The organism is Yokenella regensburgei, assembly GCF_003634235.1.
Lineage (GTDB): Bacteria > Pseudomonadota > Gammaproteobacteria > Enterobacterales > Enterobacteriaceae > Yokenella > Yokenella regensburgei.
Genome location: NZ_RBIZ01000008.1, coordinates 1 through 23,649 on the forward strand (window position 1 = coordinate 1; position 23,649 = coordinate 23,649).

Below are 23,649 nucleotides of genomic sequence, written 5' to 3' on the forward strand. Positions count from 1 at the left end.
AGTGTGGGGTCTCCCCATGTGAGAGTAGGACACTGCCAGGCATCAATTGCGTGAAGAGGCCATCCGGAAGGATGGCCTTTTTGCGTTTTTGTCCGCCATAAAACCAAAAAAGGGCCTAAGCCCTTAATTCTTAGCCTTCAGCCATGCCAGAATGAACGCAACAATGGCATCCAGATCATTCAAATCCAGTACCGGAACCTCAACGTCCAGAGGAATATTGCTGGCAATAGCAATAACGTGCTCATCAAGCACCAGTTCATCTTGGGTATGACCACTACCTTCCCGGAAGAGCATCATCTTTGCCACCGGCTCATGTTTAAACCCTTCAACCAGAACCAGATCCAGTAACGATGCATCCATTCGGTTGACCAGATAAGAGAGATCGATCTCAGGCTCCTCGGGAGTTTCTGTCATTAATGCCCAACGTTGCGAGCTGGCGACAATTGTCTGGGCCGCTCCGGCTTTACGCAATTCATAGCTGTCTTTGCCGGGTTTATCGACATCCATATCGTGATGAGTATGTTTGATTAATCCCGGGCGAATACCGGCTGCGCAGAGTGCGGGTATCAGTTTTTTGAGGAGCGTTGTTTTCCCTGTACCGCTCCAGGCGGCGATGGCGAGAAGTGGGATCATTTGGCCACCTGTCTTTTCGCAAGACATTCAGGGGTGTTGACGTTAATAAACGCAGATTTGATATCACTACAGTCCACGCTGTGTCCTCCAACACTTCGCATGAAAACCATGACCCTACGCTCGCCACGTACCAGATACTCTTCCATTGCCGGCAAAACCTGTCGGTGAACCAGGGCAATTGTGGGGTGATCGCGCTCACCGTCGTTGACCCACACGACGGGGGCATCTCGCTGTTCATACTGTAAACGTGCCAGCAGATCGGCAGGGATAAATGGCGTATCACAGGGGCAGAAAAGAAACCATGGAGATTCGATGTGCTGCATGACAGCGACCATCCCGGCAAGCGGCCCAGGGTAATCTTCCAGAGAATCCTCGATAACCGGTACGCCACTGTGACGATATATGGACAGGTTACGGTTAGCGCTGATGGCGATATTGTTCACCTGAGGAGTTAGTATCTCGGCGACATGGCGCCAGAGAGGCTTCCCGTTAAGTTCCAGTAAACCTTTATCGCTCCCCCCCATGCGGGTGGCTCTGCCACCTGCAAGAATTACGCCCGTCACAGGACTCATAACATTCACCAATATCGCCTCTTTTATTGTGGGTTTGACCCTGTTAACGTGTCTCTATCAAGAGTAAGGAGCACTACCATGAAATGTAAACGTCTGAACGAAGTTATTGAACTCCTCCAGCCCGCCTGGCAGAAAGAGCCAGAGTTGAACCTGATGCAATTTTTACAGAAACTGGCGCAGGAGTCAGGTTACGACGGAGAACTGGCTGATTTATCCGATGACATTCTGATCTATCACCTGAAAATGCGCGATTCCAGCAAAGATGCAGCGATCCCAGGCATTCAGAAAGACTATGAAGATGATTTTAAAACCGCATTGCTGCGTGCGCGTGGTGTTATTAAAGAGTAAAACCTTGTAAGCAGCGCCACCGAAATTGCTGTGAAATGATATCCTGAACCATTCGTATCATTATTGGAAGTCAGGATGAACGACAAGGCTTTCACATTCCAGACACTACACCCGGATACCATTATGGATGCTCTGTTTGAGCAGGGGATCCGGGTGGATTCCGGTCTTACGCCGTTAAACAGCTACGAGAACCGTGTTTACCAGTTTCAGGACGAAGATCGTCACCGCTATGTGGTGAAGTTTTATCGCCCGGAGCGCTGGTCGGCTGCGCAAATCCTCGAGGAACATCAGTTTGCTCTTGAGTTAGTGCAGGATGAGGTTCCGGTCGCTGCCCCGCTTATTTTTGACAATCAAACGCTCCTTACCCATCAGGGTTTTTATTACGCCGTATTCCCGAGCCTGGGTGGGCGTCAATTTGAAGCCGATAATCTCGATCAAATGGAGTGGGTCGCTCGTTATCTTGGTCGTCTGCACCAGACGGGCCGAAAAAAGCCCTTTGTGGCCCGCCCGGAAATCGGCGTGAAAGAGTATCTGATAGAGCCTCGCGAGCTGTTTGAAACCGCAACTCTGATCCCATCTGGCCTGAAGGCTGATTTCCTGAGCGCGACCGATAAACTCATCGACGCGGTGATGGGTCAGTGGCATGGTCGTTTTAATACGCTGCGCCTGCACGGTGACTGTCATGCTGGCAACATCCTCTGGCGAGACGGACCACTGTTTGTCGATCTCGATGATGCTCGTACCGGGCCTGCCATTCAGGATCTCTGGATGCTGCTCAATGGCGATAAAGCCGAACGGCGCATGCAGCTGGAGGTGATTATTGAAGCGTATGAAGAGTTTAGCGCCTTCAATTCGGATGAACTCACCCTGATTGAACCTTTACGCGCCATGCGATTAGTCTATTATCTTGCATGGCTACTAAGACGCTGGGAGGATCCGGCGTTTCCAAAAAACTTCCCGTGGTTAACCGGGGAGGATTACTGGCGCGGACAAACCGCAACTTTTCTCGAGCAGGTGAAGGTTCTACAGGAACCCCCTCTTCAATTAACGCCAATGTACTAATTTGAAAATTTCAGGAGAGAGTCATCATGAATAAGATTTGGCTGGCGCTGGCCGGTATGGTTCTGGCATTCAGCGCCCAGGCTGCGCAGATTACCGACGGCAAGCAGTACACGACCCTCGATAAACCGGTTGCTGGTGAGCCTCAGGTACTGGAGTTCTTCTCATTCTACTGCCCGCATTGCTATCAGTTTGAAGAAGTTCTGCATGTTTCCGATACCGTGAAGAAAAAACTGCCGGAAGGCACCAAAATGACGAAATATCACGTTGAGTTCCTCGGCCCATTGGGTAAAGAGCTGACTCAGGCGTGGGCTGTCGCTATGGCACTGGGCGTAGAAGATAAAGTGACTACTCCAATGTTTGAAGCAGTACAGAAAACGCAGACCGTCCAGAACGTTGCCGATATTCGTAAAGTCTTCGTTGATGCTGGGGTGAAGGGTGATGAGTATGACTCAGCCTGGAACAGCTTCGTGGTGAAATCTCTGGTTGCTCAGCAGGAAAAAGCAGCCGCTGACCTGCAGCTGCAGGGCGTTCCGGCGATGTTCGTCAACGGCAAATATCAGCTGAACCCGCAGGGGATGGATACCAGCAGCATGGACATTTTTGTCCAGCAGTATGCTGATACCGTGAAACAGCTTGTTGAAATGAAATAAAAAAAACGCCGGTCACTGACCGGCGTTGTTGTATTCAGACTTAATATCTTCAATCTGAACATCTTTATCATTCCATAAGGTGTTCAGCCACAGCTGGAAACGGCGCTTAAAGTTTTTATCGTTCACATAATCCCCGTGCAACTCTTCCGTAATTGGCACCAGGTTAATTCGCACCACAATGCGGGTCAGTTTGCCGCTCAGCATATCGTAGAACGGTGTTTTGTCGTTTTCCGGGTAGCATAGCGTCACGTTGAGCATTTTATCAAACTGTGAACCCAGCACGTTTAACGCCATCGCAATGCCGGCGGCCTTCGGCGGCAGCAGGTTCTTATAGGGCGAGCGCGTTTCGGCTTTTTTCTCTGGGGTAAAACGCGAGCCTTCGACAAAATTCACAATGGTCGAAGGATGAGCACGAAACTTTTCGCAGGAACGGCGCGTGGTTTCCACATCTTTACCACGGCGTTCCGGGTGGCGGATAAGATAGCTACGCGAATAACGGCGCATGAATGGCATATCCAGCGCCCAGCAGGCGAGGCCGATAAACGGTACCCAGGCCAGTTGCTGCTTGAGGAAATACTTATTCATCGGGATGTGTTTACGGAACAGTACGCACAGCACCACAATATCGGCCCAGCTGTGATGGTTACAAATCAGCAGGTACCAGTTCTTTTTGCTGAGCCCTTCCAGCCCCTCAATGTCCCATTTCAGCCACGGGTTGAGATACAGCAGCGCAGCAAGGCCTTCGCACCAGCAGTACATCATGAAGTTGCAGAAAACAGAGACTGCGCGCCAGACTGCCGGAATGGGCAGTATCAGCTTAATGATCCCGGCAATAATAATGGGCACGGAACACGCCACAGTGACCAGGATGGTTAAAAGAACGCTCAGAAGCAGCGTTACAGGAGCGAGCAATCTCGACATAATTCTATATTTCAGGTAGTTAGCCACACAAAGTGCGCTGAAAATCGGCATAAGGTGCTGATTTTATCAGAAAAGACACCAAATAACGGCTCTTACCAGAGCAGAAAAATAAACAATACTTATATCCACATGGAACAATTTGTCCCCACTTAGTTCTAATACGAAACAGTTTAGTTATAATGTATTGAAATAAATGAAATAATTGTTTACTCCGTGACGTTGTGACTATGGTTTTATTAGTCATAACAATTCTATGCACAAAGTTATCCACAGAATGGATTTGCGAGCGATCTTCTGGATCCGCAAATCTTTCGCCGCAAATATCGCGAAAAACTCATGTTTTATGTCGGTCTGTGGCATCCTTTACTCATAATCTGATAAACAGGCACGGAAATTATGGTTCAGATCCCAGAAAACCCCCTCATTCTTGTTGATGGCTCCTCTTATCTCTATCGGGCGTATCATGCGTTTCCCCCGCTGACCAACGGCGCGGGCGAGCCGACCGGCGCGATGTATGGCGTGCTGAATATGCTCCGCAGCCTGATCCTGCAATACCAGCCTTCACATGCTGCCGTGGTGTTTGATGCGAAGGGAAAAACCTTCCGTGACGAACTGTTTGAGGATTACAAATCGCACCGTCCGCCGATGCCGGACGATCTGCGTGCACAAATTGAACCACTGCACGCGATGGTGAAAGCGATGGGCTTACCCTTGATGGCGGTCTCTGGCGTAGAAGCGGACGATGTTATCGGTACCCTGGCGCGAGAAGCCGAGAAGGCGGGCCGTCCGGTGCTTATCAGTACCGGTGATAAAGACATGGCTCAGCTGGTGACGCCAGGTATTACGCTGATTAATACCATGACCAATACTATCCTCGGGCCTGACGAGGTAGTGACAAAGTACGGTGTACCGCCGGAGCTGATTATCGATTTCCTCGCGCTGATGGGTGACTCCTCCGATAACATCCCTGGTGTGCCGGGCGTTGGTGAGAAAACCGCCCAGGCGCTGCTGCAAGGGTTGGGTGGCCTTGATACGCTGTATGCCGAACCCGAGAAAATCGCCGGTCTGACCTTCCGCGGTGCTAAAACCATGGCCGCGAAGCTTGAGCAAAGCAAAGACCTCGCTTATCTCTCTTATAAGCTCGCCACGATCAAAACAGACGTTGAGCTGGAGCTCACCTGCGATCAGCTGGAGGTTCAGGCTCCGGCGGCAGACGAGCTGCTGGGGCTTTTCAGGAAGTACGAATTTAAGCGCTGGATAACCGATCTTGAAGCCGGTAAATGGATGCAGGCGAAAGGCGCTAAACCGGCGGCTAAGCCGGTAGAAACCGTCGTTATTGACGAAGAGCCCGAAACACCTGCTGCGACGCTCTCTGCCGAAAACTACGTCACCATTCTGGATGAAGAAACGCTGAAGTCGTGGATCAAGAAGCTGGAAACAGCGCCGCTGTTTGCGTTTGATACAGAGACCGACAGCCTCGATAACATCAGCGCCAATATGGTCGGGCTCTCTTTTGCTATCGAACCCGGCGTGGCGGCATATGTCCCGGTGGCACACGATTATCTCGACGCCCCGGATCAAATCTCCCGTGAACGTGTGCTGGAGCTGTTAAAACCGCTGCTGGAAGATGAAAAACGCCTGAAGGTCGGCCAGAACCTGAAATACGATCGCGGTATTCTGCAGAATTATGGCATTGAGCTACGTGGCATTGCCTTCGACACGATGCTCGAATCCTACACGCTGGATAGCGTAGCTGGCCGTCACGACATGGACAGCCTCTCTGACCGCTGGCTTAAGCATAAAACTATCACCTTTGAAGAGATTGCCGGCAAAGGGAAGAACCAACTGACTTTTAACCAGATTGACCTTGAGCAGGCCGGGCGCTATGCGGCGGAAGATGCTGACGTCACTTTGCAGCTGCATCTGAAGATGTGGCCGACGCTACAGAAGCACGAGGGTCCACTGCGAATTTTCAACGAGATTGAAATGCCGCTGGTGCCTGTACTGTCGCGCGTTGAGCGCAACGGCGTAAAAATTGACCCCGCGGTACTGCATGCGCACTCGCAGGAAATTGCCAAGCGTCTGGTTGAACTGGAGCAGAAGGCCTATGAGATCGCCGGAGAAGAGTTTAACCTCTCTTCGCCGAAGCAGCTGCAAACCATTCTGTTTGAAAAACAGGGTATTAAGCCGCTGAAGAAAACCCCGGGCGGCGCGCCGTCCACCTCGGAAGAGGTGCTGGAAGAGCTGGCGCTGGATTACCCGCTGCCGAAGGTTATCCTCGAGTATCGTGGGCTTGCCAAGCTTAAGTCGACCTACACCGACAAACTGCCGCTGATGATTAACCCGAAAACCGGGCGTGTGCATACCTCCTATCACCAGGCGGTGACTGCCACGGGACGTCTGTCTTCAACCGATCCGAACCTGCAAAACATTCCTGTACGTAATGAGGAAGGACGCCGTATTCGTCAGGCGTTTATCGCGCCGGAAGATTATCTGATTGTATCTGCCGACTACTCACAGATCGAACTGCGCATCATGGCGCATCTGTCGCGTGATAAAGGCCTGCTGAATGCTTTTGCCGAGGGTAAAGATATCCACCGGGCTACCGCCGCCGAAGTATTTGGGCTGCCGCTTGAGAACGTCACCAGCGAACAGCGTCGCAGCGCGAAGGCGATTAACTTTGGCCTGATTTACGGTATGAGTGCGTTCGGGCTCTCCCGCCAGCTCAATATTCCGCGTAAAGAGTCGCAGAAGTACATGGATCTCTATTTTGAGCGCTATCCTGGCGTACTGGACTATATGGAACGTACTCGCGCGCAGGCAAAAGATAATGGCTATGTTGAAACGCTCGATGGTCGCCGACTGTATCTTCCGGACATCAAATCCAGCAATGCCGCACGTCGTGCGGGCGCTGAGCGTGCTGCGATCAACGCCCCGATGCAGGGGACGGCTGCTGATATCATCAAACGTGCGATGATCGCGGTGGATGCCTGGCTGCGAACGGAACAGCCGCGAGTGCGCATGATCATGCAGGTACACGATGAACTGGTGTTTGAAGTGCATAAAGACGATCTGGACGCGGTGTCGAAGAAAATCCATGAACTGATGGAAAACAGCACCACGCTGGACGTGCCTCTGCTGGTGGAAGTCGGCAGTGGAGACAACTGGGATCAGGCGCATTAATTAGCCAAAACCGGGAGTGCTTTTTTGTAAGTTAGCAACATAACTTATAGCGAATTGTGATGATCATCGGAATTCGCTATGTAAAGAGTGAAAAAAAACTACAAAAAGTGCTTTGTACCACTCAAAAAAAAGAGTAGAGTTGTTCGCGTAGGGTACAGAGGTAAGATGTTCTATCTTTCAGACCTTTTACTTCACGTAATCGGATTTGGCTGAATATTTTAGCCGCCCCAGTCAGTAATGACTGGGGCGTTTTTTATTGCGCGAAAGAAAAAGCGCGGACGATGCCGCGCTTTTGATTAGGCTTCTTCCGGCAGCTCTGCCGGTGGGATCTCGCTGTACCAGGTATCCAGCTTTTGCTTGAGCTTATCAACGCCCATTTTCTTCAGCGAAGAAAATGCTTCAACCTGCACATCGCCATTAAAGGCCAGAGCCGCTTCGCGAACCATATTGAGCTGCGCTTTACGTGCGCCGCTGGCCAGCTTATCCGCTTTGGTCAACAGAACCAGCACCGGAATATTGCTGTCGACGGCCCACTTGATCATCTGCTGATCGAGGTCCTTCAGCGGATGGCGGATATCCATCAGCACCACCAGGCCTTTCAGGCAGATACGTTTTTCCAGGTATTCACCCAGCGCACGCTGCCATTTGATTTTCATCTCTTCCGGAACCTGCGCGTAGCCGTAGCCCGGCAAATCCACTAAGCGTTTACCTTCTGCGGTTTCGAAAAGGTTGATGAGCTGGGTACGTCCAGGCGTTTTGGAGGTACGGGCCAGGCTCTTCTGGTTAGTCAGCGTATTCAGGGCGCTGGATTTACCCGCGTTAGAGCGGCCAGCAAAAGCCACTTCAATCCCGGTATCCGCCGGTAAATGGCGAATATCTGGCGCGCTGGTGACAAAGTGCGTCAGTGAATAATTCAGGTTAGTCAAAACGGTTTCTCCGTTTAAATCGTGTCATGGCGGGGATTATACCTGAACCGAGAAAAAACGCTGTTTTTCCGGGCAAGAGATACCGTAAGTAATAACCCTGTGCTTTGTAAGATATCTGCCACAGAGATTATGCGACATATCAGAGAAATCGCAGGCGATAAAATCACTGAGTTCTTAAAAATCAGTATATTACAGATAAGAAAAAGTCTGAAAGTACGTTTTTCCGCGTTTTGTCCCTTGTCTACAGAGCGTAAAACGGTAAAGTAGCGAACGAAGGCGAGGATGCCCGCGGGAATACGACTCAGGACGAGGGTCAGGAGCGCCAGGAGGCGAAGACTAAGGATTTGTCAGGATGACGAAACGTTCGGAGACGTTGTAAAAGGGAAAGGGAACCAACACAGGAGTGTTCCAGCTAAAGGATAGACAGGGCAGTTGTCAGCAAACATGGAATGTGGAGCCCGTATGGGTGGTGAGTCAAGAAAAAGGCGGCAGATTACTCTGTCGCCTTTTTTCTTTGTCCGGATTCTGCTAGATTCCGCCTCAATTCTATACTGAAGAAAACAGCATAAAGACACCCGATCATGAAAAAACCAACAGCAGCACCGCGCGGCAAATCCCCCGCTAAAGCACGTCGTAAATCGCGTGAAGAGTTAAACCAGGAAGCCCGCGACCGCAAGCGCCAGAAAAAGCATCGTGGCCACGTGGCTGGTAGCCGTGCAAGTGGTAGCGCTGAGGCCGGTGGTCAGGGTAAACAGCAGCAAAAAGATCCTCGTATTGGCAGCAAAAAACCCATCGCACTGGGCGTTACCGATGCACCAGTGATTAAACAGCACAAACCGAAGAGTGAGAAACCTATGCTTTCACCGCAGGCTGAGCTTGAAATGCTGGAAACGGATGAGCGCCTGGATGCGCTGCTGGAACGTCTGGAAGAGGGCGGTACCCTGAATGCTGAAGAGCAGTCCTGGGTTGACGCCAAACTGGACCGTATTGATGAACTGATGCAGCAGCTCGGCCTCTCTTACGATGATGACGAAGAAGAGGAAGAAGAAGGCAAGGAAGACATGATGCGTCTGCTGAAAGGCGGAAACTAACGTTTGCACCCGGTCGGTTTTACCGTCCTGCTTATAACCCTTCCGGTTATATGTTATCTGGCGTGGTTATTCGTTAAACTACGACGGTTGTCGCGGCGCAGAAACTGGCTGCGCAACCGGTTATTGACCCGCAGTACGGGTCTGCCGGTTCGCCGTCGCCGCCAGCGATATCATCGGAAGGAGTGAGCATGTCTGAGCAGTTAATCGACTGGGATCTGGCCCTGATCCAGAAATACAACTATTCCGGGCCACGTTATACGTCATACCCGACCGCGCTGGAGTTTAACGAGAACTTCGGTGAAGCGGATTTCTTACACGCGGTTGCGCGTTATCCCGAAAGACCGCTGTCGCTGTACGTCCACATTCCGTTCTGCCATAAGCTGTGTTACTTCTGCGGCTGCAATAAAATTGTTACCCGCCAGCAGCATAAAGCCGATCAGTATCTCGACGCGCTGGAGCAAGAGATCCTCCATCGCGCACCGTTGTTTGCCGGACGCCATGTCAGTCAGCTGCACTGGGGCGGCGGTACGCCAACCTATCTGAATAAAGCTCAAATTAGTCGCCTGATGGCGCTGCTGCGTGGCAACTTCAGCTTTAATGCTGACGCCGAAATTTCGATTGAGGTCGACCCGCGTGAGATTGAGCTTGATGTGCTCGATCACCTGCGTGTGGAGGGTTTCAACCGCCTGAGCATGGGCGTACAGGACTTCAATAAAGAAGTGCAGCGCCTGGTGAACCGCGAGCAGGATGAAGACTTCATTTTTGCGCTGCTGAACCATGCGCGTGATATTGGCTTTACTTCAACCAATATTGACCTGATTTATGGTTTGCCGAAACAGACGCCGGAAAGTTTTGCGTTTACCCTGAGCCGGGTCGCAGAGCTGAACCCGGATCGCCTGAGCGTCTTCAACTACGCCCATTTACCGACCCTGTTTGCCGCGCAGCGCAAAATTAAAGATGCCGATCTGCCTTCTGCACAGCAGAAGCTGGATATTCTGCAGGAAACCATCACCTCACTCACCGACAGCGGTTACCAGTTCATCGGGATGGATCACTTTGCCCGTCCGGATGACGAACTGGCGGTCGCACAGCGCAACGGTGTCCTGCATCGTAACTTCCAGGGCTATACCACTCAGGGCGACAGCGATCTGCTGGGTCTTGGTGTTTCTGCAATCAGCATGATGGGGGACTGTTATGCGCAGAACCAGAAAGAGCTCAAGCACTACTATCAGCAGGTTGATGAACACGGTAATGCGCTGTGGCGTGGTATCGCATTAACCCGCGACGACTGCATTCGTCGTGACGTTATCAAAGCGCTTATCTGTAACTTCCGCCTCGACTTTAGCGCCGTGGAAGCGCAGTGGGATCTGATCTTTAGCGACTATTTTGACGAAGATATGAAGCTGCTGGCACCGCTGGCGAAAGATGGGCTGGTGGATGTGAGCGAGAAAGCAATTCAGGTGACGCCGAAGGGACGCCTGCTGATTCGTAATATCTGTATGTGTTTTGATGCCTACCTGCGCCAGAAAGCGCGGATGCAGCAGTTCTCGCGAGTGATTTAACTGCGCTGCCGGTGGCGCTACCGCTTATCGTGCCTGCCAACTGCAGGCCTGATAAGCAGTAGTGCCATCAGGCGTCTCGTTTAGCTAAAAAGCCCAAAGAGTGCTGCGCACAGTACGGCGGCAATGGCCGTATGCGGTGTGGTGCTGTCGACAGCACCACTCGAGATGGTGGTGATAAGTGAATCAAGCATGATAACCCCCTGCGTTCGCGCAAAAATCATACTTAACTCATCGGAACAGTAAAGGACTATATAACCGCTCTTTGCGCTAAACCGTCCTTTTTTACATTTACTGCGCCGCTTACTCCATTCCCAGTTCTTTCAGCTTGCGGGTCAGGGTATTACGCCCCCAGCCCAGCAGCCTTGCCGCTTCCTGTTTGTGTCCCTGCGTGTGGCGTAACGCCGTCGTTAAGAGCGTGCGCTCCATCTCCGGCTGCGCTTCGGAAAGCAGATTTTGATGACCGGAACGCAGCGCGCGATCGGCCCACTGTGCCAGCAGCGTAGCCCAGCTGTCCGAGAGGGCATGTGCGGTAGTTTCCGGTACGGTCGACTCAAACAGTTCGCCCGGTAAATCCTGAATCAGGACCTCCTGGCCTGCGGCCATCACGGTCAGCCAGCGGCAGGTGTTCTCCAACTGGCGTACGTTCCCAGGCCAGGCAAGACGCGTGAGCGCGGCTTCGGTTTCCGGGTGCAGCTGTTTGGCTTCAACGCCCAGCTCGCGGGCGGCATCCTGCAGGAAGTGGCGGGCCAGACGAGGAATGTCTTCCCGGCGCTCGCGCAGCGGCGGCAGGTGGACGCGAATGACGTTCAGACGGTGGAATAAATCCTCACGGAATTTACCTTCCCGAACGCGCAGTTCCAGATTCTGGTGGGTGGCGGCAATGATGCGCACATCCACCTTCACCGGCGCATAGCCACCAACGCGATAGAACTGTCCGTCGGCAAGAACACGCAGCAGTCGGGTTTGCACATCAAGCGGCATATCGCCGATTTCATCCAGGAACAGCGTGCCGCCGTCGGCCTGCTCGAAGCGCCCCTGACGCACCGTATTGGCGCCGGTGAACGCGCCTTTCTCATGACCAAACAGTTCCGATTCGATAAGATCCTTCGGAATTGCCGCCATGTTCAGGGCGATAAAGGGGGAGGAGGCGCGTGGGCTATGGCGATGCAGCGCATGTGCGACCAGCTCTTTACCAGTACCGGATTCACCGTTGATAAGTACGCTTATCGATGAACGCGACAAGCGGCCAATAATACGAAATACATCCTGCATCGCCGGCGCTTCACCGATGATGTCGGTTGTCGGGCCAAATACCGGTGCATTGCGCGGCTGTTGTTGTTCCTGATAATGGCTGATAGCGCGTTCAACCAGCGCTACCGCCTCATCAATATCAAAGGGTTTTGGCAGGTAATCGAATGCCCCCTGCTGGTAGGCGCTGACGGCAGCATCCAGATCGGAGTGGGCGGTCATTATGATGACCGGAAGCATCGGATGGCGCTGTTTAATCTGCTTCAGCAGCGCCAGGCCGTCCATTCCCGGCATACGGATATCTGACAACAGCACGTCCGGGGTTTTGGTCGTCAGGGCTTCCAGCACCTCGGCACCGCTCTCAAAAGCGGTGCAGGTCAGCCCTGCGCCAGCAAGCGCGCGTTCCAGTACCCAGCGGATTGAGCTATCGTCATCAACAATCCAGGCTATCCCTCGTTGCATACACTAAACCCCTCTATTTCCTGATTGGCAGGTAAACCGAAAACTCGGTATGACCCGGCCAACTGGTAAATTCAATTTTGCCGGAGTGTTGATCAATTAAATTACGCGCTATCGACAAGCCAAGACCGGTACCACCTTCGCGCCCGCTGACCATCGGGTAAAACAGCGTGTCTTGCAGATGTGGCGGAATGCCCGGCCCGTTATCTTCTACATCGATACGTGCCGTCAGGCGGTAGCGAACGCCGTGCAGCGTGAGCTGGAATGCTGTGCGGGTGCGCAAAATTATCTCGCCACCCTCCGGGCCCAGCGCCTGCAGTGCATTGCGCACGATGTTCAGCAGCACCTGCTCAATCTGGTCAGGATCGTGCGGCAGCTCCGGCAGGCTGGGGTCATAATCGCGGATCAGACGAACGTTATCCGGCAGCTCCATCGATACCAGGTTAAACACGCGCTCGGCAACTTTGTGAATACTCTCGGTCACATGCATGCCGGGGAGCTGCGGCCCGAGCAGTCTGTCTACCAGATTACGCAGGCGATCGGCCTGTTCGATAATCATTTTGGTGTATTCCAGGAGCGATGGGTCGGGCAATGCTTTGCTCAGCAGCTGTGCGGCACCGCGCAGGCCGCCCAGCGGGTTTTTAATTTCATGAGCCAGGCCGCGAACCAGGTCACGTGCCGCGACCTGCTGTGCGTGCTGCAATTGCTCCTGGCTCAGGCGTCGCTGGTTATCCATCGGCGACAGCTCAAGCAAGATCATGCCGTCAGGCAGCCGCTGTGCGGTCAGTGACAGTACATGCGATCGGCCGTCAATCACCAGCGTGACTTCGTTATCGGTGAAGCCTTGTCCACCGGCCAGGCTTTCATGCATCAGGCCGATATTCAGCGAAAAATAGCTCAACAGTTCGGGAAGCGGGGTGCCAAAGAGTTTGCGCGAGCTTTGTGCCAGCAGCTGTTGTGCCGCCGGGTTCGCGTAATGCACCGCGAGGTCGTCATCGACCAGCAAGATACTGTTAATCAGAGAGTTAAGGATCTGCCCAGCATCGGGCAGCATGCCTGTTGCCATCCAGCAGTCCTCCAGTTGAATGCACCAATTTAGTGCATTATAGCTTCTTGTCGGCGAAAAGCGCGTGAGATCAGATTGTTGGTGGAGAAAAAAGCCCATCCTGGGATGGGCTAAAGTTTCCACGGCAACTTACAACCTCCGTTTACTGCGCTGTCTCCGATGGTGGCAGCGCATTCGCGGAGTATTACGACAACTTAAACGCTGTAATACAGTTCAAACTCAACCGGGTGCGGCGTCATGCGAACGCGGTCGTTTTCTTCCAGACGCAGCGCGATGTAAGCATCGATAGCTTCGTCGGTGAACACACCACCTGCGGTCAGGAACTCGCGGTCGGCGTTCAGTTCGTTCAGTGCTTCTTCCAGAGAGCCTGCAACCTGTGGGATCTCTTTCGCTTCTTCCGGCGGCAGGTCGTACAGGTTTTTATCCATGGCTTCGCCCGGATGGATTTTGTTCTTAATACCGTCGAGGCCAGCCATCAGCAGTGCTGCGAAGCACAGGTACGGGTTAGCCGCCGGGTCAGGGAAGCGCACTTCGATACGACGTGCTTTCGGGCTTGCAACCACCGGGATACGGATAGAGGCAGAGCGGTTACGAGCTGAGTAGGCCAGCATAACCGGCGCTTCATAACCCGGGACCAGACGCTTGTAGGAGTTTGTGGTCGGGTTAGACAGGGCGTTGATGGCTTTTGCGTGTTTGATAACACCGCCGATGTAATGCAGCGCCATTTCAGACAGGCCAGCGTATTTGTCGCCAGAGAACAGGTTGGTACCGTTCTTGGACAGAGACATGTGGCAGTGCATACCGGAACCGTTATCACCGAACATCGGTTTTGGCATGAAGGTCGCAGTTTTACCGAAACGGTGCGCCACGTTGTGCACGACGTATTTGTAGATCTGAATTTCGTCCGCTTTTTTGGTCATGGTGTTGAAGCGGGTAGCGATTTCGTTCTGGCCAGCAGTCGCCACTTCGTGGTGATGTGCTTCAACCACCAGGCCCATTTCTTCCATGATAAGGCACATGGTAGAACGGATGTCCTGAGAGGAATCGACCGGAGGAACCGGGAAGTAACCGCCTTTCACGCCTGGACGGTGACCTTTGTTACCACCTTCATATTTGGTGGAAGAGTTCCATGCACCTTCGATATCGTCGATGGCAACGTGGGAACCGGAGATAGAAGCCCCGAAGCGGATGTCGTCAAACAGGAAGAATTCTGGCTCTGGCCCGAACAGCACGGTATCCGCGATGCCGGTAGAACGCAGGTACTCTTCAGCGCGTTTAGCGATAGAGCGCGGGTCGCGATCGTAGCCCTGCAGGGTGCCTGGCTCGAGGATGTCGCAGCGAATGATCAGCGTCGGTTCTTCAAAGAACGGGTCAATAAGCGCAGTGGTATGGTCCGGCATCAGCACCATGTCTGATTCGTTAATGCCTTTCCAGCCGCCAATCGAGGAGCCGTCAAACATTTTGCCTTCTTCGAAGAATTCAGCATTTACCTGATGAGCAGGAATGGTGACGTGCTGTTCTTTACCTTTGGTATCGGTGAAGCGCAGATCAACAAACTTCACTTCATGCTCGTTCAGCATCGTCAAAACGTGTTCAGCGGACATACTTAAACTCTCCCGGATTGGTCATTGTCGTCGTGGTAACGAACTACATAACACTGCTTCTGATGGCGTTGTTGCCGTAAATTTATTAAAGCGAAAACTGTGCCAACTTTTAAATGCCCCCCAAAACGCTGTATCATGCGCACCACAGTGCAAAAGGGCTGCACCAGTTTGGATTCATTGCACCAGTATAGTGCTTCAATGTGAACATTAGGCACCATATTGGTGCAATTTTGTAAATTTGGCCCTTTTCCTTGTCCGTGAAAGCGATCACAAAGCAACTCTGCAATACTTGTTTGCGGAGGATGTTTGTGATCCTGTTTTGTAGTGCGATTAATCCGTGTACAATAACGCGCTATTTCTAATGCCTGAGGCAAAGTTGTGATCGAAAATTTGCGTAACATCGCCATCATCGCCCACGTTGACCATGGTAAAACGACCCTGGTTGATAAGCTGCTGCAGCAATCCGGTACGTTCGACGCGCGTGCCGAGACCCAAGAGCGTGTGATGGACTCCAACGATTTGGAGAAAGAGCGTGGGATTACCATCCTCGCGAAAAACACCGCTATCAAATGGAATGACTACCGTATCAACATCGTTGATACCCCAGGGCACGCCGACTTCGGTGGTGAAGTTGAACGTGTTATGTCCATGGTTGACTCTGTGCTGCTGGTCGTTGATGCAATGGATGGCCCAATGCCGCAGACGCGCTTCGTGACCAAAAAGGCATTTGCCCACGGTCTGAAGCCAATCGTTGTTATCAACAAAGTTGACCGCCCTGGCGCGCGTCCTGACTGGGTTGTTGATCAGGTATTCGACCTGTTCGTTAACCTCGACGCGACCGACGAGCAGCTGGACTTCCCTATCGTTTACGCTTCTGCGCTGAACGGTATCGCTGGTCTGGACCACGAAGATATGGCGGACGACATGACCCCGCTGTACCAGGCGATTGTTGACCGTGTACCAGCGCCGGACGTTGACCTGGATGGTCCGTTCCAGATGCAGATCTCTCAGCTCGATTACAACAACTACGTTGGTGTAATCGGCATCGGTCGTATCAAGCGCGGTAAAGTGAAGCCGAACCAGCAGATCACTATCGTTGATAGCGAAGGCAAAACCCGTAACGGTAAAGTGGGTAAAGTACTGACTCACTTGGGTCTTGAGCGTATCGAAAGTGATGTAGCAGAAGCAGGCGACATCATTGCTATCACCGGTCTGGGTGAGCTGAACATCTCTGACACCATCTGCGACACGCAGGCGGTTGAAGCGCTGCCAGCCCTGTCTGTTGATGAGCCGACCGTTTCCATGTTCTTCAACGTCAACACCTCTCCGTTCTGTGGTAAAGAAGGTAAATACGTTACCTCTCGTCAGATCCTTGACCGCCTGAACAAAGAGCTGGTGCACAACGTTGCACTGCGTGTAGAAGAAACCGCCGACGCTGACGCCTTCCGCGTTTCCGGCCGTGGTGAACTGCACCTGTCCGTTCTGATTGAAAACATGCGTCGTGAAGGTTTCGAGATGGCGGTTTCCCGTCCGAAAGTTATCTTCCGCGAAATCGACGGCCGTAAGCAAGAGCCGTTCGAGAACGTAACGCTGGACGTCGAAGAGCAGCACCAGGGTTCTGTCATGCAGGCTCTGGGTGAGCGTAAAGGCGACCTGAAAAACATGAATCCGGACGGAAAAGGCCGCGTACGTCTCGACTACGTGATCCCAAGCCGTGGTCTGATCGGCTTCCGTTCTGAGTTCATGACCATGACCTCCGGTACCGGCCTGCTGTACTCTACCTTCAGCCACTACGACGACGTTCGTCCGGGTGATGTTGGTCAGCGTAACAACGGCGTACTGATCTCCAACGGTCAGGGTAAAGCGGTTGCGTTCGCGCTGTTCGGTCTGCAGGATCGCGGTAAGCTGTTCCTGGGTCACGGTGCTGAAGTTTACGAAGGCCAGATCATCGGTATTCACAGTCGTTCTAACGACCTGACTGTAAACTGCCTGACCGGTAAGAAACTGACCAACATGCGTGCTTCCGGTACTGACGAAGCGACCGTTCTGGTTCCGCCTATCAAGATGACCCTGGAGCAGGCTCTGGAGTTTATCGATGACGACGAACTGGTAGAAGTTACCCCAACCTCTATCCGTATCCGTAAGCGTCATCTGACCGAGAACGACCGTAAACGCGCAATGCGCGGTGCGAAAGAAGACTAATTCAGCGCTTCTTAGCCGATACAAACCCTGCCTCCTGAGGCGGGGTTTTTTTTGCCCTGAGTACGGCTCCCTTATCCACGAAGAGAACCCCGTCACATATCTTTCCAAAGCCTGAGGTTCACATTGCATTCCATTTTGTCGACAGAGTAAGATTGATTCATCTGGTTTAAACCAAATGGATTAAACAATGGAAAAGAATCCGTCGACCGTCGAGAACGCAAAAGAAAAACTGGATCACTGGTTGAAGCAAGGCATCACCCCGGTCGGGGGAAAGCTCCCTTCAGAGCGAGAGCTGGGAGAGCTGCTGGGGATTAAGCGTATGACCCTGCGCCAGGCCCTCTTAAACCTTGAGGCGGAGTCCAGGATCTTCCGCAAAGACCGCAAAGGGTGGTTTGTGACCCAGCCCCGTTTCAACTATAGCCCGGAGCTTTCCGCGAGCTTCCAGCGTGCGGCGCTGGAGCAGGGACGCGAACCGTCCTGGGGGTTTATCGATAAAAGCTGTGTATCGCAGTTCCCACAGGCTGCAGCCCCATTGCTCAGCGCGGCAGCTTCTGAAGAGCTGTACTGCATTACCGGTTGGGGAGCGCTGGAAGGGCATAAGGTGTTTTATCATGAAACCTATATTAACCCGCAGGTGGCTCCCGGTTTTATTGAGCAGCTTGAAAGTCAGTCATTCACCAGCGTCTGGGAAAAATCATATAACAAAGACGTGATTATAAAAAAACTTGCCTTTAAACCCGTAAGAATGTCTGGAGACGTGAGTAAATTTATTGGCGGCTCATCCGGTATGCCAGCGATCCTGATTGAAAAGCATCGGGCAGATAGCCATGGCAATATTGTACAAATAGACATTGAATATTGGCGCTTTGAGGCAGTCGATCTCTTTATAAACTTGTAGGTATGTTATGGTCACCAAAGAAAATGCAGGGAAAATACTTTCTCGTGTAGATAATATCCCGCTGTATCTTCACGCCTATGCTTATCATCTGAATATGCGTCTGGAACGTATATTACCCGGTGATTTACTGGATATCGCTCATGAGAACCATCTGCGTGGGGTAAAAGTCCATGTTCTGGATGGTGAGCGCTATTCGCTGGAAAATATGCAGGATACTGAGCTGGCGGCGTTTGGTGATAAGGCCCGTCGTCTCGCGCTGGATGTGCATATTGAAACCAGCGCTTCCGACAAAGACACTATCGATACCGCAGTGCGCATCGCGCTGAAAACCGGCGCGACATCGGTTCGGTTCTATCCGCGCTATGAAGGGCATGTGCAGGAAGTCATGGCAAAAATCGCCCAGGATATTGGCTATATCAAAGCACAATATCAGCACAGTGGGCTGACGTTTACCCTCGAGCAGCACGAAGACCTGAAGAGCCATGAGCTGGTGGCGCTGATTGAGCAAAGCGGGATGCCGGAGCTTTCGCTGTTGTTCGACTTTGCGAATATGATTAACGCCAATGAACACCCGCTGCAGGCGCTTGCGACGATGTCGCCCTGCGTGACCCAGGTACACATCAAAGATGCGCTGATTGTGCCAGAAGACGGCGGCCTGGGGCATAAGGCCTGTATCTCCGGAGAGGGTGATATGCCGTTTAAGGCGCTGCTGACTGAACTTATCTGCCTCGGAGAAGCACAGCCGCAGGTCATGGCCTACGGGCTTGAAGAAGAGGTGGATTACTTCGCCCCGGCGTTCCGCTTTGAAAATGAAGGCGATAACCCGTGGATCCCGTGGCGGCAGATGAGTGAAACCCCGTTACCAGAAGCGACTCACCTGGAAGAGCGCTTAGTGAAAGAAAAACAGGATGCCATTCAACAAATTCGCTTCGTCAGAGAGGTTCTTCAGCAAATAAAAGCAGAGGCAACGCACATTTTAAATCACTAATAATAAACATTCTCATATTTTAATAAATCCATTCATTAAGAATGGACGGGGTTCTATTACCTAATTTAAGACAGTGGCATTTATGCCATTAGGGGATTCTATGCTCACAAAAAAGAAATGGGCGCTTTTTAGTTTATTAACGCTTTGTGGCGGTACTATATATAAACTGCCCTCTCTGAAAGACGCATTCTATATACCGATGCAGGAGTATTTTCATCTGAGCAACGGGCAGATAGGTAATGCGATGTCGGTGAACTCGTTTGTCACCACGATTGGCTTTTTCCTGTCGATTTACTTTGCTGACAAACTGCCACGTAAATACACGATGTCTGTCTCCTTAATTGCGACAGGTTTGCTGGGTATTTATCTGTCAACGATGCCGGGCTACTGGGGCATCCTGTTCGTCTGGGCGCTGTTTGGTGTCACCTGCGATATGCTGAACTGGCCGGTATTGCTTAAATCCGTCAGCCGTCTGGGTAACAGTGAGCAGCAGGGGCGCCTGTTTGGCTTCTTCGAAACCGGTCGCGGGATTGTTGACACCATTGTGGCATTTACCGCGCTGGCGGTCTTTACCTGGTTCGGAAGCGGCCTGCTGGGCTTCAAAGCGGGGATCTGGTTCTATTCGGCCATCGTTATTCTGGTGGGGATAATCATCTTCTTTGTGCTTAATGATAAAGAGGAAGCTCCGGCGAAGGCGGTGAATGAGTCACAGGACGCACCGAAAAATACCAGCATGACTTCGGTACTGAAAGATAAGACCATCTGGCTTATCGCTTTCAACGTCTTCTTTGTGTATGCGGTCTACTGCGGGCTGACGTTCTTCATTCCGTTCCTGAAGAACATCTACCTTCTGCCGGTGGCGCTGGTCGGGGCTTACGGCATCATCAACCAGTACTGCCTGAAGATGATTGGTGGGCCAATCGGTGGAATGATTTCCGACAAAATCCTGAAATCGCCCAGCCGTTATCTGAGCTACACCTTCATGATTAGCTTTGTCGCGCTGCTGGTACTCATCATGTTGCCGCATGAAAGTATGCCGGTATACCTCGGCATGGCCTGTACCTTAGGCTTTGGTGCTATCGTGTTTACCCAGCGCGCGGTCTTCTTTGCGCCAATTGGTGAAGCCAGAATCGCGGAGAACCACACCGGTGCGGCAATGGCGCTGGGGAGCTTTATCGGTTACGCCCCGGCGATGTTCTGTTTTAGCCTGTACGGCTATATTCTGGATCTGAACCCTGGGCTGGTTGGCTACAAAATTGTCTTTGGCATTATGGCCTGCTTTGCATTCTGCGGTTCCGTCGTTTCGGTGCTGCTCGTGAAGCGCATCAGCCAGACGAAGAAAGCACTCCGGGCCGCAGAAGCCTGAGTGCGGAAAAAGAAAAAAAGCCGCTGAATATCAGCGGCTTTGTTGTTGCTTCAATTAGAAACTGTATTTCACACCCAGCATACCGCGAGTATCGCTGTAGCCTTTGTCGCCGACCTGCTGCGCGACGTTGCTCCATACGTTCAGACGCGGGGTGATTTGCCCTTCAACACCCACCTTCAGCTCGCCGATGTTCTTCGTACCACGCATGTCGTTGCTGACATCGTCCATCTTCACACGAGCAGTTTGTGTGTTGTGGATCCAGTTTGCTTCCACGAACGGCTGGAACTCACGGGATTTGCCGTCATCGATGGCGTTATGGCCATTGATGTAGGCTTTAACGCCCAGGCGGGTCATCAGATTACCGTCACTATCATCCTTCACGCGGGTACCGTTTGCTTCGCGGTGGTCGTCGGCCTGCACGTCCATCCACACCACCTGTGCTTTAGGTTGCAGCCAGTAGCTATTACGTTCGCTCTCGCCCAGCTTGAAGCTGTAACCGGCTTCGACCGAGGCCGTGATCCCTTTGGATTTGTATTTTTCAGTCGCCTGATCCTGACCCATTACCTTGTTATCAAACCAGTTGTACAGCGCCCAGGTATCCACATAGGCTCCTGACTGGTCGATATCGTTGGCATACCAGGTACCGTAAAGACCGACACTATAACCTGTGACCTGACCGCGGGAATGGTAACCGGTTACGGATGACTGTGTGCGGTTCTGGCTATTGGCATAACCTGCCATTGCACCAATATGCCAGCGGTCCAGGCCGTCACTACTCCACTGCGCCAGATCGCCACCCAGCTGCAACACGTAGCTGTTGCTTTGGGTTTTCAGCTGTCCGCTGCCGTCCTTGAAGCGGGTATGCGCACCGACGTTACGCATCCACAGGCTGGTGACCTTTTTCTCGCCAGTCAGCATGTCGGTGTACTGCGTTTCACCCAAACGGTCATGCAGACGAGTCATGAACAGCGTGTTTGCCGCATAGTTGTTGGCAAGATAGCTGCCAGCTTCCGGGCGGAACTGATGCTCTGCTGCCGGTGGTGCGACAGGTTCTTCTGGATCTGGGATCACGGGATCCGGAATCACAGGGTCAGGAATGACCGGGTCGACAGGATCGGGGTCTACCGGGTCAGGATCGACGGGATCAGGGTCCACCGGATCGACCGGTTCTTCCGGCTCAATGTAGCTGGTCAGATACCAGTTTTTACCTTTCTGAACCACGTTATAGTCATAGGCTCCGGCGACAATACGGCTTGCTTTTGCAAAGGTGCCATCAGAATTGCCGGCTACGTTGATAATTTCAATCCCTTCAACGGTTTGCGCCCCGGTACCGCCAATATTATTCACCGCGACAAACGAGTTACCCGAGGTGTTGCCGAGGACCTTCAGCATGTCGGTTTCTGAGTCATCGTCGTTCAGCACGGTATTAAAGACCAGTTTACCGCCATTGCCGATGTAATCTTCATTGATGGTCAGCGTCTGCCATGGTTCACCATCCACATGGCTGAAGTTTACGGTCGCGCCACTGTTTAGCGTCAGGTCGGTGAGCGTTGAGCTGCTGGTCATATTCCAGGTGGCATCGCTCATTTGCACAGAGATAACGCCTGTGCCCGCTGTGGCGCTGGTGATGTACGATGCCCCGCTCCACAGGGAGTTGTCCGTCATATTGAGCTTAATCGTACTATTCTGCTGCGGCAGCGTGCTGGTAGCCGCGGTGGCACCGGCAGCGTGAATGTCACCGTTGATGAGGAAGCGGCCGCCGGCAGATCCGTCAACAATACCGCCCGTTTCTGTGCTGATGGCATAGCTTTCGCTACTGTTATCGCCCGCCATGGTGATCGCTGCGCCGCCAGCCAGATTAATGGCGCCGCGAGAGAGCGCATATAAGCCGCGCGGGGCTTTGCTGTAGGACGCCGCCTTACTGGCACTGTTCACATTAATGGTGGCGTTATCACCCAGATTAACGGTGGCACCGGTGGCATATACCGCGTGTGCGCTGGCACCGTTTACCGTAATGGTCGCGTTGTTGCCAAGCTCGGTTCTGGAAGATGATGCGGCATAAATCCCGGTTGAAGATGTACCGGAGGTCTCAATGGTGGCGTCATCGCCCAGACGGATCAACGAACCGCTTTGTCCGGTACGTAACCCTTCCGAACTGTCGCCGGTGGTCACAATATGCGCACGATTGCCGACGATAATTGTATTTTTGGCGAGTGAAGCATCTCTCATGGCGTTGGCAGTAATACCGCGCCCCTGGCTGCCCGTGGTTTTGATGTACAGGTCGTCGCCAACATAAATGCTTGCAGACCCTGTCCAGCCCTGGCTCAGCGAGTTGTACCCGGCGTTGATACCGTCACCATCCTGACCATCAACGTAGATGCTGGTGCGGTCACCGGTAATAATAAACACCGGGTTATCCGGAGTGTTAGCACCGTGAGTACGAATACCGTCGACATCTTTACCATTGTTGGCAGCATTCTTTGACTGTGTCCTAATGGTCAGGTCGTCGCCAAAAATAACGCCGGGGCTGCCCGTTGAGCTGTTCTGAATAACGGTAATGGTGTGCTCGAATGCTTCCATGCCCGGGCCATTGAGCGTTAACCCATTGCCATAAACCGGGATAGTCCCCGCATTCCACTGATAAACGTAATTTGGCATGGCGCTGGTTTTTGCGAAGTTCGCATTCGCCTGTGCCGGGATAATGGCCTGTAGTTCGGGCGGTAGCTCGCTGACCAGCCCGCTCAGAGGAAGGCTATCAACGTCAACCCAGGCCGCATGGGTGGAAAATACCATAGAGGCTAATGCGGCAGAAACCGCTATGGCGATTGGTGAGTAATGTTTGGGGTTTGGCATTATTGCCTCCTGCATTC

General features: G+C 52.5%; 20 protein-coding genes. 11 read left to right on the forward strand and 9 right to left on the reverse strand.

The genetic code is table 11. The features are described from left to right. Positions 1 to 123: 123 nt before the first annotated feature. Entirely contained in the window at positions 124 to 633 is a 510-nt protein-coding gene (gene mobB / locus C7387_RS21525) for a molybdopterin-guanine dinucleotide biosynthesis protein MobB (protein WP_006818021.1), read from the reverse strand. Continuing rightward, positions 630 to 1,214, reverse strand: a complete 585-nt coding sequence (gene mobA, locus C7387_RS21530; protein WP_166791154.1) for a molybdenum cofactor guanylyltransferase MobA — start codon at positions 1,212 to 1,214, stop codon at positions 630 to 632. Before mobA ends, mobB begins: the two co-directional genes overlap by 4 nt. Positions 1,215 to 1,283: 69 nt before the next feature. Between mobA and C7387_RS21535 the strand changes: the two genes are divergently transcribed. From C7387_RS21535 to dsbA, 3 genes are all read left to right on the forward strand, one after another. Then, positions 1,284 to 1,553, forward strand: coding sequence for a YihD family protein (locus C7387_RS21535; protein ID WP_006818019.1), 270 nt, complete (start codon positions 1,284 to 1,286; stop codon positions 1,551 to 1,553). Between the two features lie 75 nt (positions 1,554 to 1,628). Further along, the gene (locus C7387_RS21540; RefSeq protein WP_038253444.1) at positions 1,629 to 2,615 is read left to right on the forward strand and encodes a serine/threonine protein kinase; all 987 of its coding nucleotides are present in this window, start codon (positions 1,629 to 1,631) and stop codon (positions 2,613 to 2,615) included. A gap of 26 nt (positions 2,616 to 2,641) precedes the next feature. Further along, on the forward strand, positions 2,642 to 3,265 hold the full coding sequence (gene dsbA, locus C7387_RS21545) for a thiol:disulfide interchange protein DsbA (protein ID WP_006818017.1): 624 nt from the start codon (positions 2,642 to 2,644) through the stop codon (positions 3,263 to 3,265). Positions 3,266 to 3,277: 12 nt separating this feature from the next. Here the strand turns inward: dsbA and C7387_RS21550 are convergent, their stop codons facing one another. Next, complete coding sequence (locus C7387_RS21550) at positions 3,278 to 4,186, reverse strand: acyltransferase (RefSeq protein WP_038253442.1); 909 nt, start codon at positions 4,184 to 4,186, stop codon at positions 3,278 to 3,280. Between the two features lie 396 nt (positions 4,187 to 4,582). On the opposite strand from C7387_RS21550, the gene polA reads away from it, so the two are divergent. Both polA and spfP read left to right on the forward strand, forming a co-directional pair. Further along, positions 4,583 to 7,369, forward strand: coding sequence for a DNA polymerase I (polA, locus tag C7387_RS21555; RefSeq protein WP_120817472.1), 2,787 nt, complete (start codon positions 4,583 to 4,585; stop codon positions 7,367 to 7,369). 165 nt (positions 7,370 to 7,534) lie between these two features. After that, positions 7,535 to 7,582 carry a small protein SpfP gene (spfP, locus tag C7387_RS23435; protein WP_071892919.1) on the forward strand — a complete coding sequence of 16 codons (48 nt, stop codon included), beginning with the start codon at positions 7,535 to 7,537 and terminating at the stop codon, positions 7,580 to 7,582. An 83-nt stretch (positions 7,583 to 7,665) separates the two neighbouring features. Here spfP and yihA read toward each other — a convergent pair whose 3' ends face one another. Next, positions 7,666 to 8,295, reverse strand: a complete 630-nt coding sequence (yihA, locus tag C7387_RS21560) for a ribosome biogenesis GTP-binding protein YihA/YsxC (protein WP_120817473.1) — start codon at positions 8,293 to 8,295, stop codon at positions 7,666 to 7,668. Between the two features lie 581 nt (positions 8,296 to 8,876). On the opposite strand from yihA, the gene yihI reads away from it, so the two are divergent. Further along, positions 8,877 to 9,386 carry a Der GTPase-activating protein YihI gene (gene yihI / locus C7387_RS21570; protein WP_006818011.1) on the forward strand — a complete coding sequence of 170 codons (510 nt, stop codon included), beginning with the start codon at positions 8,877 to 8,879 and terminating at the stop codon, positions 9,384 to 9,386. A 188-nt stretch (positions 9,387 to 9,574) separates the two neighbouring features. After that, a complete protein-coding gene (gene hemN, locus C7387_RS21575; RefSeq protein ID WP_120817474.1) occupies positions 9,575 to 10,948 on the forward strand; it encodes an oxygen-independent coproporphyrinogen III oxidase in 1,374 nt (457 codons plus the stop codon). A gap of 80 nt (positions 10,949 to 11,028) precedes the next feature. On the opposite strand, the gene C7387_RS22935 is transcribed toward hemN, so the two are convergent. The 4 genes from C7387_RS22935 to glnA all read right to left on the reverse strand — a co-directional run bounded on the left by C7387_RS22935 (position 11,029) and on the right by glnA (position 15,325). After that, positions 11,029 to 11,139, reverse strand: a complete 111-nt coding sequence (locus C7387_RS22935; protein WP_087943245.1) for a YshB family small membrane protein — start codon at positions 11,137 to 11,139, stop codon at positions 11,029 to 11,031. Between the two features lie 109 nt (positions 11,140 to 11,248). Next, complete coding sequence (glnG, locus tag C7387_RS21580; protein ID WP_006818007.1) at positions 11,249 to 12,658, reverse strand: nitrogen regulation protein NR(I); 1,410 nt, start codon at positions 12,656 to 12,658, stop codon at positions 11,249 to 11,251. A gap of 13 nt (positions 12,659 to 12,671) precedes the next feature. Beyond that, positions 12,672 to 13,721, reverse strand: coding sequence for a nitrogen regulation protein NR(II) (glnL, locus tag C7387_RS21585; protein WP_038253439.1), 1,050 nt, complete (start codon positions 13,719 to 13,721; stop codon positions 12,672 to 12,674). A 194-nt stretch (positions 13,722 to 13,915) separates the two neighbouring features. Next, complete coding sequence (gene glnA / locus C7387_RS21590) at positions 13,916 to 15,325, reverse strand: glutamate--ammonia ligase (protein WP_006818005.1); 1,410 nt, start codon at positions 15,323 to 15,325, stop codon at positions 13,916 to 13,918. Positions 15,326 to 15,703: 378 nt separating this feature from the next. On the opposite strand from glnA, the gene typA reads away from it, so the two are divergent. From typA to C7387_RS21615, 4 genes are all read left to right on the forward strand, one after another. Next, a complete protein-coding gene (typA, locus tag C7387_RS21600; RefSeq protein WP_006818004.1) occupies positions 15,704 to 17,527 on the forward strand; it encodes a ribosome-dependent GTPase TypA in 1,824 nt (607 codons plus the stop codon). A gap of 187 nt (positions 17,528 to 17,714) precedes the next feature. Continuing rightward, complete coding sequence (locus C7387_RS21605) at positions 17,715 to 18,425, forward strand: GntR family transcriptional regulator (protein WP_120817475.1); 711 nt, start codon at positions 17,715 to 17,717, stop codon at positions 18,423 to 18,425. Between the two features lie 7 nt (positions 18,426 to 18,432). Next, a complete protein-coding gene (locus C7387_RS21610) occupies positions 18,433 to 19,413 on the forward strand; it encodes a sugar phosphate isomerase/epimerase family protein (protein WP_038253438.1) in 981 nt (326 codons plus the stop codon). A gap of 100 nt (positions 19,414 to 19,513) precedes the next feature. Next, a complete protein-coding gene (locus C7387_RS21615; protein WP_120817476.1) occupies positions 19,514 to 20,779 on the forward strand; it encodes an MFS transporter in 1,266 nt (421 codons plus the stop codon). 54 nt (positions 20,780 to 20,833) lie between these two features. Here C7387_RS21615 and misL read toward each other — a convergent pair whose 3' ends face one another. Beyond that, a complete protein-coding gene (gene misL / locus C7387_RS21620; protein WP_120817477.1) occupies positions 20,834 to 23,632 on the reverse strand; it encodes an intestinal colonization autotransporter adhesin MisL in 2,799 nt (932 codons plus the stop codon). Between the last annotated feature and the right edge of the window lie 17 nt (positions 23,633 to 23,649).

What these genes read in the sequence shown, in the direction of transcription:
- glnL (WP_038253439.1), bottom strand. Translation starts at nt 13,721, where the DNA reads ATGGCAACAGGCATGCTGCCCGATGCTGGGCAGATCCTTAACTCTCTG.
- glnG (WP_006818007.1), bottom strand. Translation starts at nt 12,658, where the DNA reads ATGCAACGAGGGATAGCCTGGATTGTTGATGACGATAGCTCAATCCGC.
- glnA (WP_006818005.1), bottom strand. Translation starts at nt 15,325, where the DNA reads ATGTCCGCTGAACACGTTTTGACGATGCTGAACGAGCATGAAGTGAAG.
- polA (WP_120817472.1), top strand. Translation starts at nt 4,583, where the DNA reads ATGGTTCAGATCCCAGAAAACCCCCTCATTCTTGTTGATGGCTCCTCT.
- C7387_RS21605 (WP_120817475.1), top strand. Translation starts at nt 17,715, where the DNA reads ATGGAAAAGAATCCGTCGACCGTCGAGAACGCAAAAGAAAAACTGGAT.
- C7387_RS21550 (WP_038253442.1), bottom strand. Translation starts at nt 4,186, where the DNA reads ATGTCGAGATTGCTCGCTCCTGTAACGCTGCTTCTGAGCGTTCTTTTA.
- misL (WP_120817477.1), bottom strand. Translation starts at nt 23,632, where the DNA reads ATGCCAAACCCCAAACATTACTCACCAATCGCCATAGCGGTTTCTGCC.
- yihI (WP_006818011.1), top strand. Translation starts at nt 8,877, where the DNA reads ATGAAAAAACCAACAGCAGCACCGCGCGGCAAATCCCCCGCTAAAGCA.
- hemN (WP_120817474.1), top strand. Translation starts at nt 9,575, where the DNA reads ATGTCTGAGCAGTTAATCGACTGGGATCTGGCCCTGATCCAGAAATAC.
- C7387_RS21615 (WP_120817476.1), top strand. Translation starts at nt 19,514, where the DNA reads ATGCTCACAAAAAAGAAATGGGCGCTTTTTAGTTTATTAACGCTTTGT.
- C7387_RS22935 (WP_087943245.1), bottom strand. Translation starts at nt 11,139, where the DNA reads ATGCTTGATTCACTTATCACCACCATCTCGAGTGGTGCTGTCGACAGC.
- dsbA (WP_006818017.1), top strand. Translation starts at nt 2,642, where the DNA reads ATGAATAAGATTTGGCTGGCGCTGGCCGGTATGGTTCTGGCATTCAGC.
- C7387_RS21610 (WP_038253438.1), top strand. Translation starts at nt 18,433, where the DNA reads ATGGTCACCAAAGAAAATGCAGGGAAAATACTTTCTCGTGTAGATAAT.
- C7387_RS21535 (WP_006818019.1), top strand. Translation starts at nt 1,284, where the DNA reads ATGAAATGTAAACGTCTGAACGAAGTTATTGAACTCCTCCAGCCCGCC.
- mobB (WP_006818021.1), bottom strand. Translation starts at nt 633, where the DNA reads ATGATCCCACTTCTCGCCATCGCCGCCTGGAGCGGTACAGGGAAAACA.
- C7387_RS21540 (WP_038253444.1), top strand. Translation starts at nt 1,629, where the DNA reads ATGAACGACAAGGCTTTCACATTCCAGACACTACACCCGGATACCATT.